This window comes from Vicinamibacteria bacterium (genome assembly GCA_035570235.1).
GTDB lineage: Bacteria > Acidobacteriota > Vicinamibacteria > Fen-336 > Fen-336 > DATMML01.
Genome location: DATMML010000133.1, coordinates 40,067 through 56,723, shown reverse-complemented (window position 1 = coordinate 56,723; position 16,657 = coordinate 40,067). Strand labels below are relative to the sequence as shown.

The 16,657-nt window shown below is 67.7% G+C and carries 4 protein-coding genes; all 4 read left to right on the top strand.

What is annotated here, in order from left to right:
- Nucleotide 1 precedes the first annotated feature (1 nt).
- The 4 genes from VN461_23245 (at nt 2) to VN461_23230 (ending at nt 16,457) form a co-directional block, all read left to right on the top strand.
- Nucleotides 2-4,624, top strand: a complete 4,623-nt coding sequence (locus VN461_23245) for an SDR family NAD(P)-dependent oxidoreductase (protein ID HXB57696.1) — start codon at nt 2-4, stop codon at nt 4,622-4,624.
- Nucleotides 4,621-8,772: an SDR family NAD(P)-dependent oxidoreductase gene (locus VN461_23240; protein HXB57695.1), complete on the top strand. Its 4,152-nt coding sequence runs from the start codon at nt 4,621-4,623 to the stop codon at nt 8,770-8,772. The genes VN461_23245 and VN461_23240 overlap by 4 nt, the downstream gene beginning before the upstream one ends.
- A gap of 94 nt (nt 8,773-8,866) precedes the next feature.
- The gene (locus VN461_23235) at nt 8,867-14,557 is read left to right on the top strand and encodes a type I polyketide synthase (GenBank protein HXB57694.1); all 5,691 of its coding nucleotides are present in this window, start codon (nt 8,867-8,869) and stop codon (nt 14,555-14,557) included.
- A 280-nt stretch (nt 14,558-14,837) separates the two neighbouring features.
- Nucleotides 14,838-16,457, top strand: a complete 1,620-nt coding sequence (locus VN461_23230; GenBank protein ID HXB57693.1) for a hypothetical protein — start codon at nt 14,838-14,840, stop codon at nt 16,455-16,457.
- Nucleotides 16,458-16,657 lie beyond the last annotated feature (200 nt).

Here is a 16,657-nt window from a genome sequence, read left to right as displayed (position 1 = left end):
TATGAGCGACCAGGACGATCACCTCAACGACGTCGCGATCGTGGGAATGGAGCTCCGAGTGCCGGGGGCGTCCACCCTCGAGGGCTTCTGGGAGAACCTCCGTCAGGGCGTCGAGACCATCACCATCCTCTCTCCGGAGGCCCCCGTCGTGCACGGCGGAGTGGCGCACGTGAAGGCGGCTCCCCTCCTCGACGACATCGAGCTCTTTGACGCCAGCTTCTTCGGCTTCAACCCGCGCGAGGCCGAGACCATGGACCCCCAGATCCGCCTCTTCCTGGAGTGCGCCTGGACGGTGCTTGAGGCCGCAGGCTACGACAGCCAGCAGTACGCGGGGCGCATCGGCGTCTTCGCAGGCTCCGCCATGAGCACGTACCTGACCCAAAACCTGTTGCTGAACCCGGAGGCGATACGCGCGGCCGGTGCGGGGATGTCCTCCCTGGGGGTCTTCAACGACCGCGACTCGCTCGCCACCATCGTGGCCTACAAGTTCGACTTGACCGGGCCGGCGATCACGGTTCAGACGTTCTGCTCGACATCGCTGGTCGCCGTTCACCTGGCCTGCCAGAGCCTCCTGAACGGCGAGAGCGATTTGGCCCTGGCGGGCGCCTCCTCGGTCAACGTCGGCCTGGGCGGGGGGTACCTCTATCAGGAAGGGGGAATCCTCTCCCCGGACGGGCACTGCCGCAGCTTCGACGAGAAAGCCGCGGGGACCGTCTTCGGCAACGGGGTGGGGGTGGTGGCCCTGAAGCGCCTTGCCGACGCCCTCGCCGACGGCGACACCATCCACGCCGTAATCCGCGGCAGCGCGATCAACAACGACGGGGCCCAGAAGGCCGGTTACACGGCACCGAGCGTCGTGGGCCAGACCAAGGCGATCGCCGAGGCCATGGCGGTGGCCCGCGTGAGCCCGGACTCCATCAGCTACGTGGAAGCCCACGGCACGGCCACCGCTCTTGGCGATCCCATAGAGATCGAGGCCCTGACGCGGGCCTTCCGCGCAGGGACCCAGCGGAAGGGCTATTGCGCGATCGGATCCCTGAAAGCCAACCTCGGGCACCTCGACCGGGCGGCTGGCGTCGCCTCCCTGGTCAAGACAGCCCTCATGATGAAGCACCAGGCGATCCCGCCTCTCGTCCACTTTGAGCGGCCCAATCCGAAGATCGACTTCGAGAACAGCCCCTTCCAAGTCAACACCCGGCTTGCCGAGTGGAGGACGGACGGCTCACCCCGCCGGGCGGGAATCAGCTCTCTGGGAGTGGGGGGAACAAACGCACACTTGATACTCGAGGAGGCGCCTTCCAACCCGCCCTCGGGACCGGGTCGGCCGGCCCAGCTCATGGTGCTGTCGGCGCGGACAGAGTCGTCTCTGGAGGCGGCCACGCTGCGCCTCGTCCGGCACCTCCGATCCCACTCCGACCAGAACCTCGGGGACGTCGCCTTCACACTCCTCGCTGGCCGTCGCCGCTTCGAGCACCGGCGGATCCTGGTGGCGGAGGACGCGATCCGGGCGGCCGACGCCCTGGAAAGCCTCGATCCCAAGCGGGTTTACACGACGTATTCGCGGGCCATGGAACGCCCGGTCGTCTTCATGTTTCCCGGCCAGGGAGCGCAGTACGTCGACATGGCCCGCGGGCTGTACGAGCAGGAAGCGGTGTTCCGGAAGACCCTGGACGAGTGTTGCGAACGGCTCAAGCCCACCCTCGGCCTCGACCTACGCAGCGTTCTCTACCCCTCTCCGGACCACGCGGCGGAAGCCGCGGATCGCCTCGGCCAGACCGCGATCACCCAGCCGGCCCTGTTCGTCGTGGAGTACGCCCTCGCCCGTCTCTGGATGAGCTGGGGGATCCAACCTCAAGCCATGATCGGCCACAGCGTCGGCGAGTACGTGGCGGCGCACCTCGCGGGTGTCCTCACCCTGGCAGATGCCATGGCCTTGGTCGCGGAGCGCGGGCGGCTCATGCAGTCGATGCCCCCCGGCTCCATGCTGGCGGTGCCCCTGCCCGCGGGCGAAGTGGAGGACTGCCTCCGCGACGGCGTGGCTCTGGCCGCCGTGAACGGTCCTTCCTACTGCGTGCTGTCCGGGCCCAGCCCCGCGATCGAGGCGATCGAGGCGGACTTGAAGCGGCGCAACGTCCCCGCCACCCGGCTGCACACCTCCCATGCCTTCCATTCCCCGATGATGGACCCCATCCTGGCTCCCTTTCGCGAGAGGATGAACGCGGTTCGCCTGGCCCCGCCCCGTCTCCCCTATGTCTCGGACCTTAGCGGAACCTGGATCACGGAGGCGGAAGCCACGAGCCCGGACTACTGGGTGCGCCACCTGCGCGGGACGGTGCACTTCGCGGAAGGGATCCGGACTCTCTGGGCCGAGCCGGAGCGCCTGCTCCTCGAGGTCGGCCCCGGCAACGCCCTCGGGGCTTTCGCCCGCCAGCAGGCGGCGAGGAGCGCCGCCCCGTCGATCGTGTCTTCCCTCCGCCATCCCCGGGAGGTGGAGGGGGACCTGCCATTCCTCCTGAGTGCCCTGGGCCGGCTGTGGGCGTCGGGGGTGCGGATCGACGCCGCGCGCATCTTCGCGGGGGAGCAGCGCCGGCGGGTCAGCTTGCCCACCTACTCCTTTGAGCGCGAGCGCTATTGGGTGGAGGCGGATCCCGCCCGGGCCGCCCTCCAGGCCGCCGCGGCGAAGAAGGATCCCGCGGACTGGTTCTACCTCCCGACCTGGAAGTCCGCCTTGCCCGCGGAGGCGGTGGAGACGCGGAACGGGTCCGATTCGGCGAGCGGGTGGCTGCTCTTCGTGGACGAGGGTGGCTTTGGGGACCGCTTGGCCCAGCGCCTGCGCGAACAGGGCGATGTGGTGGTCACCGTCCGTCCCGGATCCGTCTTCTCGGGCAACGCGCGCACCGGGTTCGTCATCGATCCCCGCGCGCGCGAGCAATACCAGCGGGTGCTCGAGGCCACTTCCCAAGAGGGACGGCGAGTGGAGCGGATCGTGCACGGCTTCGCGGTGGGTCCCGAGCGAGCGGGCACGCTCACCCCGGAGCAGGTCGCCCAGGCGCAGGACCTCGGCTACTACAGCCTGCTCTACCTGGCCCAGACTCTGGCCGGGCGAGCGGAAAGCCATCCCCTGCAGCTCAAGCTCCTGACCAGCCAAATGCACGACGTGTTGCAGGGCGACGTCCCGCACCCCGAGAAGGCGACCATGTTGGGGCTCGTCAAAGTCGTTCCGCAGGAGTTGCATCACGTCACCTGCTCGGCGGTGGATGTGGAGGCGCCCCAGGCTCCCACCTGGAGCGACGTATCCGCCCTTGACGGCCTCCTGCTCGAGTTGCGTACCCGCCACCCGGGCACGGTGGTCGCGGTCCGCCGTCGGCAACGTTTCGTCCTGGGATACGAGCCGCTGCGATTGCCGCTCCCGGAAGCTCGACCACGCCTTCTGCGGGAGGGAGGGGTCTACCTGATCACCGGCGGCCTGGGCGGTGTCACCTTCATCCTCGGAGCCTATCTCGCCCACGTGGCCAAGGCCAAGCTGGTCCTTACTGGCCGTGCTCGTTTGCCCGAGCGTGGAGAGTGGGCGGAATGGCGGCGGAGCCACGGCGATGCCGACCCGGTCAGCCAGCGGATCGTCCGCGCGGAGAGCCTCGAACAACTGGGGGCGGAGGTGCTGGTCGTGGCCGCCGACGTGGCGGATTCCGCCCAGATGGAAGAGGCCTTCCGTCAGGCGGAGGCACGCTTTGGCCCAGTCCACGGTGTGATCCACGGGGCCGGCATCGTCGGGGGTGACTCTTTCCGGCCAATCCCGCAGATTGGCCCTAGCGAGTGCGAGCAGCAGTTCCATCCGAAGATCGCGGGCCTGCTCGCCCTAGACCGCGTGCTCGCGGGCCGAGAGATCGATTTCTGCATGCTCACCTCCTCCCTCTCCTCCGTGCTCGGGGGCTTCGCCTACGCCGCCTACGCCGCCGGCAATATCTTCATGGATGCCTTCACGCAGGCGAGGAACCAGCGAGGGAGACCGCGCTGGCTTAGCGTCGACTGGGACGAGTGGCGACTCGCCGAGCCTCCCGACGAAGCCGGCCGGGGGGCGGGCCTTGCGCAGTTCGCGATGGGCGCCCTTGAGGGAGCGGGGGCGTTCGCCCGCCTGCTCGACCTTGCGGGCGTATCCCAGGTCGTGGTCTCCACCGGAGACCTGCAGGGCCGCATCGAGAAGTGGATCCGGTTGGAGGCACTGCGGGGGGACAGGAACAAAGGGGCCAAGGAGTCCGAAGGCGCCCGCCACCCCCGGCCCCACCTCCAGAACGCCTACGTTGCCCCCGGTAAGCCCAGCGAGCAGAAGATTGCGCGCATATGGGCGGAGCTGTTGGGGGTGGAGAAGGTCGGGATACAGGACAACTTCTTCGATCTCGGCGGGCACTCCTTGCTGGCGATTCAGGTCATCACGAAGATCAAGGCCGAGCTCGCGGCCGAGGTATCCGTGGCGACGTTGTTCGAAGGGCCAACGGTCGAGTCGCTCGCCCGCCTCATCGGGCGGGAGACCGAGGAAACCCAGGAGTTCGAGCACAGCAGCGCCCGGGGGCGTCGGCGCAAGGATGAGCGCCGCCGGCGCCAGCAGGGGACGGAGGGCCTGTCGTGAGCTTCCATCCGCCCGCCGAGCCGGCCTACGACGGCTCCGAGATCGCGGTGGTGGGGATGGCGGGGCGGTTCCCGGGTGCGCCCGACGTCGAAGCCTTCTGGCGAAACCTACGTGAGGGAGTGGAGTCCATCACGGTCTTCTCGGAAGAGGACCTGTTGAAGGGGGGGGAGGACAGGAAACATCTCGAGGATCCCCGCTACGTGCGGGTCCGGCCCATCCTGGACGACGTGGAGATGTTCGACGCCGCCTTCTTCGGCTTCACCCCACGGGAGGCCGAGATCCTCGACCCCCAGCATCGCCTCTTCCTGGAGTGCGCTTGGACGGCGCTCGAGCATGCCGGCCACGATCCCGAGCGCTTCCCGGGGCCGATCAGCCTCTTCGCGGGGGCGAGCTTCAGCAACTACCTCGTCCACAACCTCTACCGGAACCGGCCCCGGATGGAGGCCTTCGGTGACCTGCAGGCCACCCTCTTCAACGTGCAGGACTCTCTGGTCACCATGGTGGGCTACAAGCTGAACCTAAAGGGGGCCTGCTGCGCGGTACAGACCTTCTGCTCCACTTCTCTGGTCGCGGTGCACCTGGCCTGCCAGAATCTTCTCAACCACGAGAGCGACCTGGCCCTGGCGGGGGGCGTAACCATCTACGTCCCGCAGCAGAGCGGGTACCTGTACGAGGAGGGGAGCATCGTCTCGCCCGACGGTCACTGCCGCTCCTTCGACGCCCGGGCGGGAGGCACCGTCTTCGGTAACGGGCTCGGGGTGGTCGTGCTGCGCCGGCTGGAGGACGCCCTCGCCGACGGGGACAGCGTCCACGCAATCATCCGGGGCTCCGCCGTTAACAACGACGGATCGCTGCGGGTGAGCTTCGGGGCGCCGGGAGTGGTCGGGCAGACCGAGGTAGTGGTGGAGGCCCTGTCCGCGGCCGGCGTCGACCCCTCGACGGTCGGCTACGTGGAGGCTCACGGCACCGGCACTCGGCTGGGCGACCCCGCCGAAGTCGCGGCCCTCACCCGAGCCTTCCGCACGGGGACCGATCGCCGCCGCTTCTGCGCCCTTGGCTCGGTGAAGGGCAACGTCGGGCATCTGGACGCGGCGTCCGGGGTCACAAGCCTCATCAAGGTGATCCTCGCCTTCCAGCACGGCGAGATCCCCCCCAGCCTCCACTTCCAGTCCCCCAATCCCGGCATCGACCTTTCGGACAGCCCGTTCTTCGTGAACGCCACCCTCCGGCCCTGGCCCCGTGACGGCGTTGCCCGCCGGGCGGGAGTGCACACCTTCGGCGTCGGCGGCACCAACGCCCACGTGATCCTAGAGGAAGCGCCGGCGATGCCGAGCGCCCCATCCGCGCGCCGGCATCATCTGCTCCTCCTCTCGGCGCGGACGGAGGAGGCGCTGGTGGTGGCTCGCCACAGACTGGCCGCGTACCTGGAGGCGCAACCCGAGCTGAACCTCGCCGACGTGGCCTATACGCTGCAGGTCGGCCGCCGGGCCTTCGCCCACCGGGGCGTCCTCGTCGCCGCGACGGCAGGCGAGGCCGCATCCCTTCTGCGCACAGATGGGCCGGGTGTTGTCTGCGATCTGCGGAACCCTCCCATCGTTCTGCGCCTGGCCACCAGCGCGCCCCCCCCCGTGGGTACTGGGCGCGATCTGTACGAGCAGGAGCCCGTGTTCCGGGATGCGCTGCTCTCCTGTGTGGAGGCAGCGGGCGAGACCGGCCGCCGGATGCGGGATGCGCTCTTCCCGGCTGCTCCCGAAGCACAGGCGGCTGGGCGAGCACTTGTCGAGCCCCAGATCGGGTCCCTCGCCACCTTCGCCCTCGAGTACGCGAGCGCGCGCCTTCTCCAGTCCTGGGGCCTCCGTTTCGAGGCCATCGAGGGAGAAGGCGTGGGGGCGCGGGTGGCGGCCTGCTTGCAGGGAGTGATGGAGCTTGCGGGGGCCGTGCGATCCGGCGGACCGAATCCCGAGGCGGCGGGGAGCACCGCGGAGCCGGCTTCTGGGGGCGGTCGCTTCCGGATCGAGCTTGATGGAGGTCGGGTGACGACCCGTGATGCGATCCGGGGCTCCGAAGCGCCGGCGATCCGCGCCTCCCTGAGCTCTGCGCAGCTGCTAGAGGTGCTGGGTCGCCTCTGGCTCTCGGGCGTGGAGCTCGACTGGCGCGCGGTGCATGCGCCGGAGGCCCGCCGGCGGGTTCCCCTTCCCACCTACCCATTCGAACGGAGCCGCTTCTGGGTGGATCCCCTCGAGGAGGAGGCGAAGCCCGCGGATGAGAAGATGGAGCCCGAGCTGTATCGGCCCATTTGGAAGACCGCGCTGCCCGCGGCAGCGGAACCTGCGGGTCCAGGGCAGCTCTGGCTGCTGTTCATTGATCCTGAGGGCCTCGGGGCGAGCATCGCTAAGCGGCTAAACGCCCTTGCCGCCGAAGTGATCACGATCGCAGCGGGCGCCCGTTTCACGGGTGATCCGGAGCGGGGCTACACCATCGACCCCAGCCAGCCGCGAGACTATTCTCTACTGTGGGAGGACCTGCACCGGCGCCGACGGCTGCCGGCGGGGGTGATCCACCTGTGGAGCGTGGAGGCCCCCGATCCCCAATTGTCCAGCCCAGAGCGATTTCGGCGGGCCTGCGACCTCGGATTCTTTAGCCTGCTCCACCTAACCGCCGCGCGCGGTGGCGGCCCGCTCGCCCTGAAGGTCGTCACGGCGGGCCTCCATGAGGTCGTGGGTGGGGAGGCGCTGGCCCCCGAGAAGGCGCCCTTGCTGGGACTCTGCCGTGTCCTGCCCCAGGAGGACCCAGAAGTTACCTGCGCCGTGATCGATGTGGAGCCCGCCGTGGGGGGCCACGAGGGGCTGGCCGACCGGCTGGTGGCGGAACTCGGGCTCCCGCGCCCCGAGCCGGTGACCGCTTATCGCCGAGGTCACCGCTGGGTCCAGGACTATGACTGGATGCCGGAGGAAGACGACCCGCTCGGGGCGGACGCCGACGCACTCAACGGCTCGAGGGCACGTGCGGGTGGCGTCTATCTGATCACCGGGGGCCTCGGGGACATAGGGTTCGTCCTTGGGATCTGGCTCGTACAGCAGGCGCGAGCGAGGCTCGTCCTTACAGGACGGACCGGGTTACCACCGCGCGCGCAGTGGGGGGACTGGCTCGCGAGCCACGAGCCCACGGAGCGGACCGCGCTGCGGATCAGAAAGGTCCAGGCGCTGGAGGGGCTCGGGGCCGAAGTCCTGGTCGTGGCCGCGGACGTTGCGGACGTCACCGCCATGGGGTCGGTTGTGCGGGCAGCCCACGAGCGGTTCGGCGCCCTCCATGGGGTCATCCACGCCGCGGGCGTTCTGGACGCGGACAGCTTCCGCGTCGCCCGGGAGTTGGGCCGCGAGGCCTGCGACCGCCAGTTCCTCCCCAAGGTACGGGGTCTTCTGGCCCTCGAAGAGGTGCTGCGAGGCGAGGAGCTCGACTTCTGCCTACTCATCTCGTCGCTCTCTACCGCGCTGGGCGGAGTGGGCTACGCGGCCTACGCCGGCGCGAATGCGTTCCTGGACGCCTTTGCCACCTCGGCCAGCCGAGAAGGGAACGCAGCCTGGGTGAGCGTCAACTGGGACCAGTGGGCCTTGCCCGGGCGCGTGGAGGCAGCATGGATGCGCGGCCTCGCGACCGAAGGGCCGGCGCTCATGCCGGAGCAGGCCCTGCGCGGCTTTTCTCGGCTGCTCCGCCTGCGCCGCCTTGACCGCCTGCTGGTCTCGGCGGGCCGGCTGGAGGCCCGCCTGGGGCGCCGGGGGAAGCCGCTGCCGACTCCGCCCGCGTTGTCCGCGGCGGCCGGTGCGCGACCCCGTCCTCCCCTTGGCAGCGAATACCTCGCCCCGCGGAGCGAGGCCGAGAGGCGCTTGGCCGGCATCTGGCAGGAGCTGCTGGGACTGGAGACTTTGGGCATCCACGACGACTTCTTCGAACTAGGAGGGCACTCGTTGTTCGCGGCCCGGGTGCTGTCGCGGGTGCGGGAGGTGTTCGGCGTATCACTGCCGGTGGAAGTGATCTTCGATGCCCGCACGATCGCGCAGCTGGCAACCCAGGTCGAGACCGCCACATGGGCCAAGGGGGGGGCGGGCCCTGGCGGGGCTACGGGCGAGCGCGTGGAGATCGAGCTGTGAGGCTTGAACGCGATATGGCGAACGCTGCCAATCGGCGGAGAGCAAGACCGGAGGCGTTGCCGCTTGGGCGCCTCGTATAACTGGAGTGGTTAGCATGAGCGAAATGAATCCAACCGACCTTACAGCCCTCAAGAAGGCGTTGCTGGAGGCGGAGGAGCTGAAGGCGCGGCTCGAGGCCACGGAGCGACGGCAGCACGAGCCCATCGCGATCATCGGGATGGGGTGCAACATGCCCGGCGAGGCTACCGACCCCGAGAAGTTCTGGGAGCTGATGCGCGACGGCGTGGACGCGGTCACCGTGGTCCCACGGGAGCGTTTCGACATCGATCAGTACTACAACCCCGTGCCCGGAACTCCGGGTAAGACCCACACGCGCTACGGCGCCTTCGTCAAGGACATCGAGCTCTTCGACGCCGTGTTCGCGGGGGTCGCTCCGAAGAACGCCGTTTCCGTCGACCCACAGCACCGGCTCTTTGGGGCTGTGTGCTGGGCGGCCATCGAAGATGCCGGGATCGCCCCGGCTAGCCTCGACGGGAGTATCACCGGAGTCTTCGTAGGAGTCTGGAGCGTCGAGTACTGGCAGCGCCTGGCCTCGAGGCCGCTTGCGGCGCTCGATGGCAATGTGGTGGGCGGCAACCTCCACAGCCTGGCCTCGGGCAGCATCTCCTACGGGCTGGGCCTCAAGGGACCAAGCCTATCCCTCGACACCGCATGCTCGGCCTCGCTGGTAGCAGTGGACCTGGCCGTGCAGAGCTTGCGAAGTGGGGCCTGTGATATGGCCTTGGCGGGAGGGGTCAACGCCATCCTGGGGCCTGAGAACTACGTGTGCTTCTCCGGCCTGCAGGTGCTCTCATCCGACGGCCGCTGCAAGGCCTTCGACGCCTCGGCGGATGGGTTCGGCCGCGGAGAGGGGGCGGGGGCGGTCTTGCTCAAGAGGCTCTCAGACGCCCTCCGTGACGGGGACCGCATCCAAGCCGTGATCTACGGCTCTGCCGTGACCCAGGACGGGAAGACGAGCGGTATCGCGGTGCCCAATGGCCCCGCCCAAGAGGCGGCCGCGAGGAGAGCGCTCCTCCAGGCAGGGATCGAGCCTGCAGAGGTGGCCTACTGCGAAGCGCACGGCACTGGCACCACCGTGGGCGATCCCATCGAGGTGATTGCTCTCGGCAACGCCTACAGCCAGGGACGAAGCCCGGAGAACCCTCTGCTGCTGGGCACGGTCAAGACGAACATCGCCCACCTCGAGTCTGCGGCTGGGATCGCGGGTTTGATCAAGGTCGTGCTCGCCCTTCAGCACGAGGCGCTGCCTCCGAACCTCCATTTTCGCACCCCAAATCCAGGTATTCCCTGGGACTCCCTGCCCGTCAAGGTGGTCACGAAGCTCACTCCCTGGGCGCGGGGCGACCGGGCGCGCTACGCCAGCGTGAGCTCCTTTGGTGTGAGCGGGACCAACGCGCACTTGGTGGTGGGGGAGGCGCCGCCCATGGAGAGGCCGCGCGCCGTTAATCGCGAGCGTCCGCGACATGTGCTCGTGGCTTCCGCCAAGGACAGGGAAGCCGTCCAGCGCTTTGGCAAGTCCTACGCCGACCACTTCGCGAAACACCCGGAACTGAACGTAGGCGACGCCTGCTTCACCGCCGCCACCGGCCGCTCGAAGTACCGAGAGCGTCTTGCCGTGGTCGGCTCCTCGCTCGAGGATCTGCGGACGAAGTTGCGCGCCCTGGGTGAGGGAAAGGATACCCCCGGTGTCGTGAGCGGAAAGGCCAAGTCGAGCGGCCGTCCCTTAGTGGGGTTCCTCTTCACCGGGCAAGGTGCCCAGTATGTCCAGATGGGACGGGGGCTGTACGAGTGCCAACCGGCATTCCGTCGGGCAATGGACCATTGCGACGAGATCCTGCGGCCCATCATGGGCCGAAGGATCCTGGACGTGATCTATCCAGCGCCCGGCGTGACCTCGCCCATTGACGACACGACTTTCGCCCAGCCCGCCTTGTTCGCCCTAGAGTACAGCGTCTGCGAGACCTGGAAATCCTGGGGCATCGAGCCCGACTTCGTGATCGGCCACAGCGCGGGCGAGGACGTGGCGGCCTGCGTGGCCGGCGTCTTTAGCCTGGAGGATGGTCTTCGGCTCATCGCGGAGCGGGGCCGACTCATGGGCGCCCTGCCCCGCGAGGGGACCATGGTCGCCATCCTGGCCGACGAGCCACGGGTAGCGCGTGCGGTCGAGCCTTATCGGAAGGATGTGTCCATCGCCACCCTTAACGGGCCCGGAAACGTCGTCATCTCCGGGCGCACAGAAGTGGTGGAGGGGATCGCCCGCGCGTTCGAGGCCGAGGGGGTCGAGACGCGACCGCTCAAGGTTTCGCACGCCTTCCATTCGCCACTCATGGACCCTATGCTCGAGGAGTTCACGCGGGTGGCGCGAGGGATCACCTATTACAAGCCCCGGATCCCGCTCGTCTCGAATCTGACCGGAGCCGTGGCGGGGGACGAGTTGACGGGGCCCGACCATTGGGTCCGCCACATCCAGAAGCCGGTGCGCTTCGCAGACGGGATAGCGGCTCTTCATCGCCTCGGCTGCGAGCTCTTCGTCGAAGTCGGTCCCAAGCCGACTCTGGCGAGGATCAGCGAAGCCTGCTTGCCTCCGGGCAGCGGAGCCTTCCTTCCCACGCTTTCCCCGGGCCAGGATGACTGGGAACGCATCCTCCTAACCCTCGGCGAGTTGTTCGTGCGCGGGGTTGGCGTCGACTGGGATGCCTTCGACGCTGGGTATGGCCGCAGGAAGATCGGCATGCCGACTTACCCGCACAAGGGGCAGCGCTATTTCGTGGATGCGATCCCGAACGGCCGGCGGGGAGACGGTAGTTGGCTTCAGGACCTTCTCGAAGAGAGAGAGAAGGGCAGGATCGTGGAGGAGGTGAAGAGGAGCGGGCGCTTCTCGGACGACGAGGCACGACTGCTAGGTCGGCTCCTCGAGGTGTTCGCGGAGGAGTACGAGCGCCGTGTCAACCCCGAAAACGGCGCCTACAAAGCCGTGGTCGGAAACTACTACGACAACTTCCGTAACCTCAACCCGGATGTAGAGGCAGCGGCGCTCGAAGAGACAACAGAGGCTTACCTGACCTTTGCCCCTCTGCCGGCGGTTCTCCCCGGATACTCCTGGGTGCTGGCCATGGTCGACGGCGAGAGCCGTCCCGGGTGGGCGAAGCTCACCTTGGAGGCGCAACAGGACCTCCGCGAGGCTGTGTTCCGTAAGGTGAACTTTGCCCAGGTGAAACGTGTCCTCGATTTCGGATGTGGCTACGCCTCTGACCTCTGCACCTTGGGCCTTAGGTACCCCCACATCGAGGGGACGGGCTACACGCTATCGGTCGAGCAGATGAAAGTAGGGCAGAAGAAAGCCGAGCGACTCGGCCTCGCAAACCGCGTCCGCATCTTCAACTGCGACAGTACCAAGGACGAGTTCCCGGGGATGTACGAGCTCGCCTTCGGGTTCGAGGTTGCCCACCACGTCCCCGACAAGCCTGCCCTCTTCGGCCACATCGGCCGGCACCTCACCGAGAGGGGTCAGCTGGTGATGGCCGATTTCATCTCCAGGACCGGCTTCAGCATCGACTACGACGCCATCTCCTCCTACTTCCCGACGACCGAGGAGTGGGTGGAACTGCTCTCCGAGAGCCAGTTGCTTTGCGTGGACTTGGTCGACATCAGCCGGGAGATGTCGTACTTCCTCCACGACCCGGACTTTGACCAAAACCTTGCCAAGCTCGAAGCCAAGGGAGGCTCCAAGGAGTTTCTCCGTGGCCTGAAATCCTACGACCGGCTGGGAAAGATGCACGCGCAAGGCCTGGCGCTCTACGCGTTAATTACGTGCGAGAAGCGTTCGGACATCTCGGTCGAGGAATTGAGGCGGTTGAACCGGCCGGTGCTGGAGGCCCCAACGCCCTATTCCGAAGTCTCCATCCCGCACGGCTGCTACGAGGTGGAATGGGTAAGGAAGAACCGCACCCAACCATGGAAGAGCAACGGCCAGCCCGGAAACTGGCTCATCCTGGCGGATGCGGGTGGCGTCGGGGCGGAGCTCGCCCGGCGCCTCCGGGAGGCCGGCGAGAAGACCGTGATCGTGGCCCGAGGGTCGGCGTTCAGCCGGGTCGAGACCGACCGCTTCACGGTGAACCCGGCGCGGCGGGAGGACTTCTTCCGGCTCCTTAAGGAGCAGGGAAATGCCACATTCCGCGGTGCCGTGCACCTCTGGAGCCTCGACGCCGCTCCCGTCGATGAGCTGAGCCTGGCCTCGCTTCGCGAGGCCCAGGTGCTCGGATGCGCTAGCGCCATTCACCTAGTGCAGGCCCTAGCTGGGGTAGAGGGGCTCGCGAAGCCACGGCTGTGGCTTGTGACCGAGCAGGCTCAGGCCTTGGGTCAGGGCCCCGTCCAGATAGCTCAAGCTCCACTCTTCGGCCTGGGCAAGGCGCTCCTGGATGAAAACCCCGAGTTGTGGGGAGGCATGGTGGACGTGGAGGCTGGTTCCAAGGAGGCGAAGGTAGCGGCCATCCTCGGCGAGCTCGCCGGACCGGACGGCGAGTTCCATGCCGCCTACCGCCAGCGTGAACGATTCGTGCCCCGCCTCACGCGTCGCCCGCGGCCGGAGCGCCGGCGTACCGAGATTCGTCCCGACGCATCCTACTTGATCGCCGGAGGCACCGGAGGCCTTGGCCTGAAAGCAGCGGCCTGGCTGGCCAACGAAGGGGCCCGGTACCTCGTGTTGACCAGCCGTCGGGGCGCGAGGGAGTCGGCTCGGGAGGAGATCCGGGCCCTCGAGGCCCAGGGCGCTCAGGTTGTTGTGATGCCTGCGGACGTGGCGAACGAGAGTGACATGAAGGCCGTGTTTGATCAGGTGGCCGCGACACTACCGCCGTTGCGGGGAGTCATAAATGCCGCGGGTATCGGGATCGGCGGGGTGCTGCTGGACGAGACCTGGGAGCACTTTGTCGAGGTGCTGGACACCAAGATGGCCGGGAGCTGGAACCTCCACGTTCTCACCCGCGACCTGCCCCTCGACTTCTTCGTGTGTTTCTCTTCGGCCGCATCTCTCTTGGGCTCCGTGGCGCAGGCGAGCTACGCAGCGGGCAACGCCTTCAAGGACGCGGTCGCCCACTGCCGCGTCCGCGAAGGGCTCAAGGGCTTGGCCGTCAACTGGGGAACCTGGGCGGAGGTCGGAATGGCCGCGACACTGCCCGAGTTCCGCCGCAAGGCGCTCCGGGACCGCGGTTTGGGGCCGATCGACCCGGCGCAGGCGGTCCAGGTGCTGGGTGACCTGATCGCCGAGGGTCGGGCCCAGGTCGGCGTCATGCCGATCAACTGGGACAAGTTCTTCAAGGAAGTGGCCGAAGGCACGGCCCCGCCTTACCTGGAGCGTCTCGCTCCCAAGGGCGAGCGGGTCGTTGCGGGCGAAGAGGTGAAGGGCATTCTACCCAAGGTGAGGGCGGCAGAGGCCGCGAACCGTCAGGAGGTGCTGTCAGCCTACGTTCGGGAGCGTGTGGCCAAGATCCTGGGCTACAGCGATCCCGCCCAGGTGGACAGTGAGCTCACCCTCCTCGAGCTGGGCTTCGACTCCCTGATGGCGGTCCAGCTTCGCAACCAGATCCGCACCAACCTGGAGGTCGACGTGCCGATCGGCAAGCTGTTCGACTCCACGACAGTTGAGGCACTGACCGCTCTCCTGCACCAGCGTCTGGCCGCGGCGGCTTCCGCCCCAGCAGGCCGCGAGCAAGTCGAAGTGATCTGAGCGATTGCCGGCCTCTGTGAGGGCCCTCACACTGTGAGGGCCCTCACTGTCCGGGCCCCCCTAGCCCAAGGACAATAGGCCGTCCCTCGGCGGGAGCCCTCCCGCCCAAGGGGATGGGCCGTCGGTGCGCCGTCTCGGCTTCCCTCACTGAGGCGCGAGGCTGCGGGCCGAAGCGGCGTCGTCAGAGCCGGGTGGAGGTGCCGTCGCGCCTCGCGCCGCGACGGTGACCTGCTGGCCGACCTCGTCTCGGCCAGCGCCTTCGATAGGAACCCAAGGCAACATGAAGTATTTGCGCCAGTCCCTTCACCTGGCCCTAGGGCTCTCGAGCCTGGCCTTCACCGCCCCACCCGCGGCCCCATCCGATCTGTGTCAAGGGCTCGTTCTTGATAAGCTCCCGCATCCCCTGAGCTCGCTCACCCAGCCCGCCGTGGGCCAGACCGTTGTGGATCCGGAGTTCGGAGGGACGGTCCGCCGGATCACGGCCGCGGGCAGCGTGCCCGGCTCGGACGCCGCAATCGTGCCCATCTATTCGACCATCTCGGCGTGGAACGCGGACGAGTCGCGGCTACTCCTCTACCACGTGGGTCGTGGCCATGAGCTCTACGATGGCCGTTCCTACCGCTTCCTGCGCTCCCTCGACATCGCCCCCAACGACATCGAGCAGGTGTACTGGCACACCACCGACCCGGACGTGCTTTTCTACTTGAGCGGCAAGAGCCTCCTGCGCTACCACGTGTCGAGTGACACGCGGGAAACGGTGCATTCGTTCAACTTTTGCTCAGGGCCCATCAGTGGTGGAAGTGACCCGATGTTTACCTCCTGGGACTCCAACACGATCGGTCTCAAGTGTGACTCCACGGTCTTTGTCTACCAGATCGGAAGCGACGCCGTCACCGGCATGGGGACGACGACCCTCGATGCTCCGCAGGCCTCGGCCAGCGGAGCGAGGGTAGTCATGGATGGCTGGGTCCTGGACCCGGGTCTGAACGTGCAGCGGAAGTTGGACCTGGCAAGTCCTTACGAGCACGCGTCCCAGGGGCAGATGACCAACGGCCACGACACGTACGAGACCGTGGCCTTCGATCCCGGACCAGCGGGGAGCGGGTTAGGCTCCCTCGTGAGCTTCGACCTGACCGACGGTAGCTCCCGAGTGGTGGTCGGGCCGTCGACGGGCTATCCGTACCCACCGTCGGGGACACACGTCTCCGCCCTCGACTACCGAAACCCAGGCTGGGTATTCCTGTCGATCGTGGGCAACCCCTCGGGGGCGGGTGTCCTCGACAACGAGATCGTCATAGCGGATACGAACACCGGTCGGGTCTGCCGCGCTGCCCACCACCGGAGCTTTGGCAACAACAACACCCACCTCAGCAACAACTACTGGGCGGAGCCGCATGTAGTCGCGAGCCCGAGCGGCACGCGGGCCATCTTCGGAAGCGACTGGGGCAACGGGTTTAGTGTGGACACCTACGTCCTGGAACTGCCCTCCGACCTTGGGCTCCGCCTCGGGGTGTCCACCGACAAGTCCCGCTACGCGACGAAGAGCTCCCTCAGCGCGTCGCTGTCGATCACGAACATCGGGCGGGCCGCGCAGGTGGACCTCCTGCTTTTCGAGGTGCTTCCGGACGGCGACCAGGTGGTGCTTCTCACCCCCCAGGGGCCCAAGCGGGGGCGGCTCTCCCAGCCTTCGAGCCTGGTTCCGGTCGCCGCGGGCGTCGACCTTTCTGCACCCTTCCAGCTCAACCAGCCATTTCTCACCTACACCTGGACGGGCAGTGAGACGCCGGGAACGTACGCCTGGGTCCTGGCCGCGGTGCGTCCCGGCTCGCTGCTTGACAACCTTTTCGAACCCGGGGATGTGCTCGCTTCCGCGAGTGCCGTGTTCACGTTCTCGCCCTGAGCCCGCGGGGGCGGCGCGGTCGCCGCCCCTCTTCAGGCGCAGGGGGCCGGGACCGCAAGCATATCCGCACCGGGCCGTCTGCTCCTGCCCGCGTGGACAGGCCCAGTCTTCCGTGTTAGCCTCGCCGTTGCGGGTTCTTGCTCGCCCCGTTCCTCGGTGCAACCCTTCTATTTCGGAGACTCCGCTCGGCCCCTCTTCGG

Excerpts from the sequence above, each read along its gene's own strand:
- VN461_23245 (HXB57696.1), top strand. The coding sequence starts at position 2 with ATGAGCGACCAGGACGATCACCTCAACGACGTCGCGATCGTGGGAATG.
- VN461_23235 (HXB57694.1), top strand. The coding sequence starts at position 8,867 with ATGAGCGAAATGAATCCAACCGACCTTACAGCCCTCAAGAAGGCGTTG.
- VN461_23230 (HXB57693.1), top strand. The coding sequence starts at position 14,838 with ATGAAGTATTTGCGCCAGTCCCTTCACCTGGCCCTAGGGCTCTCGAGC.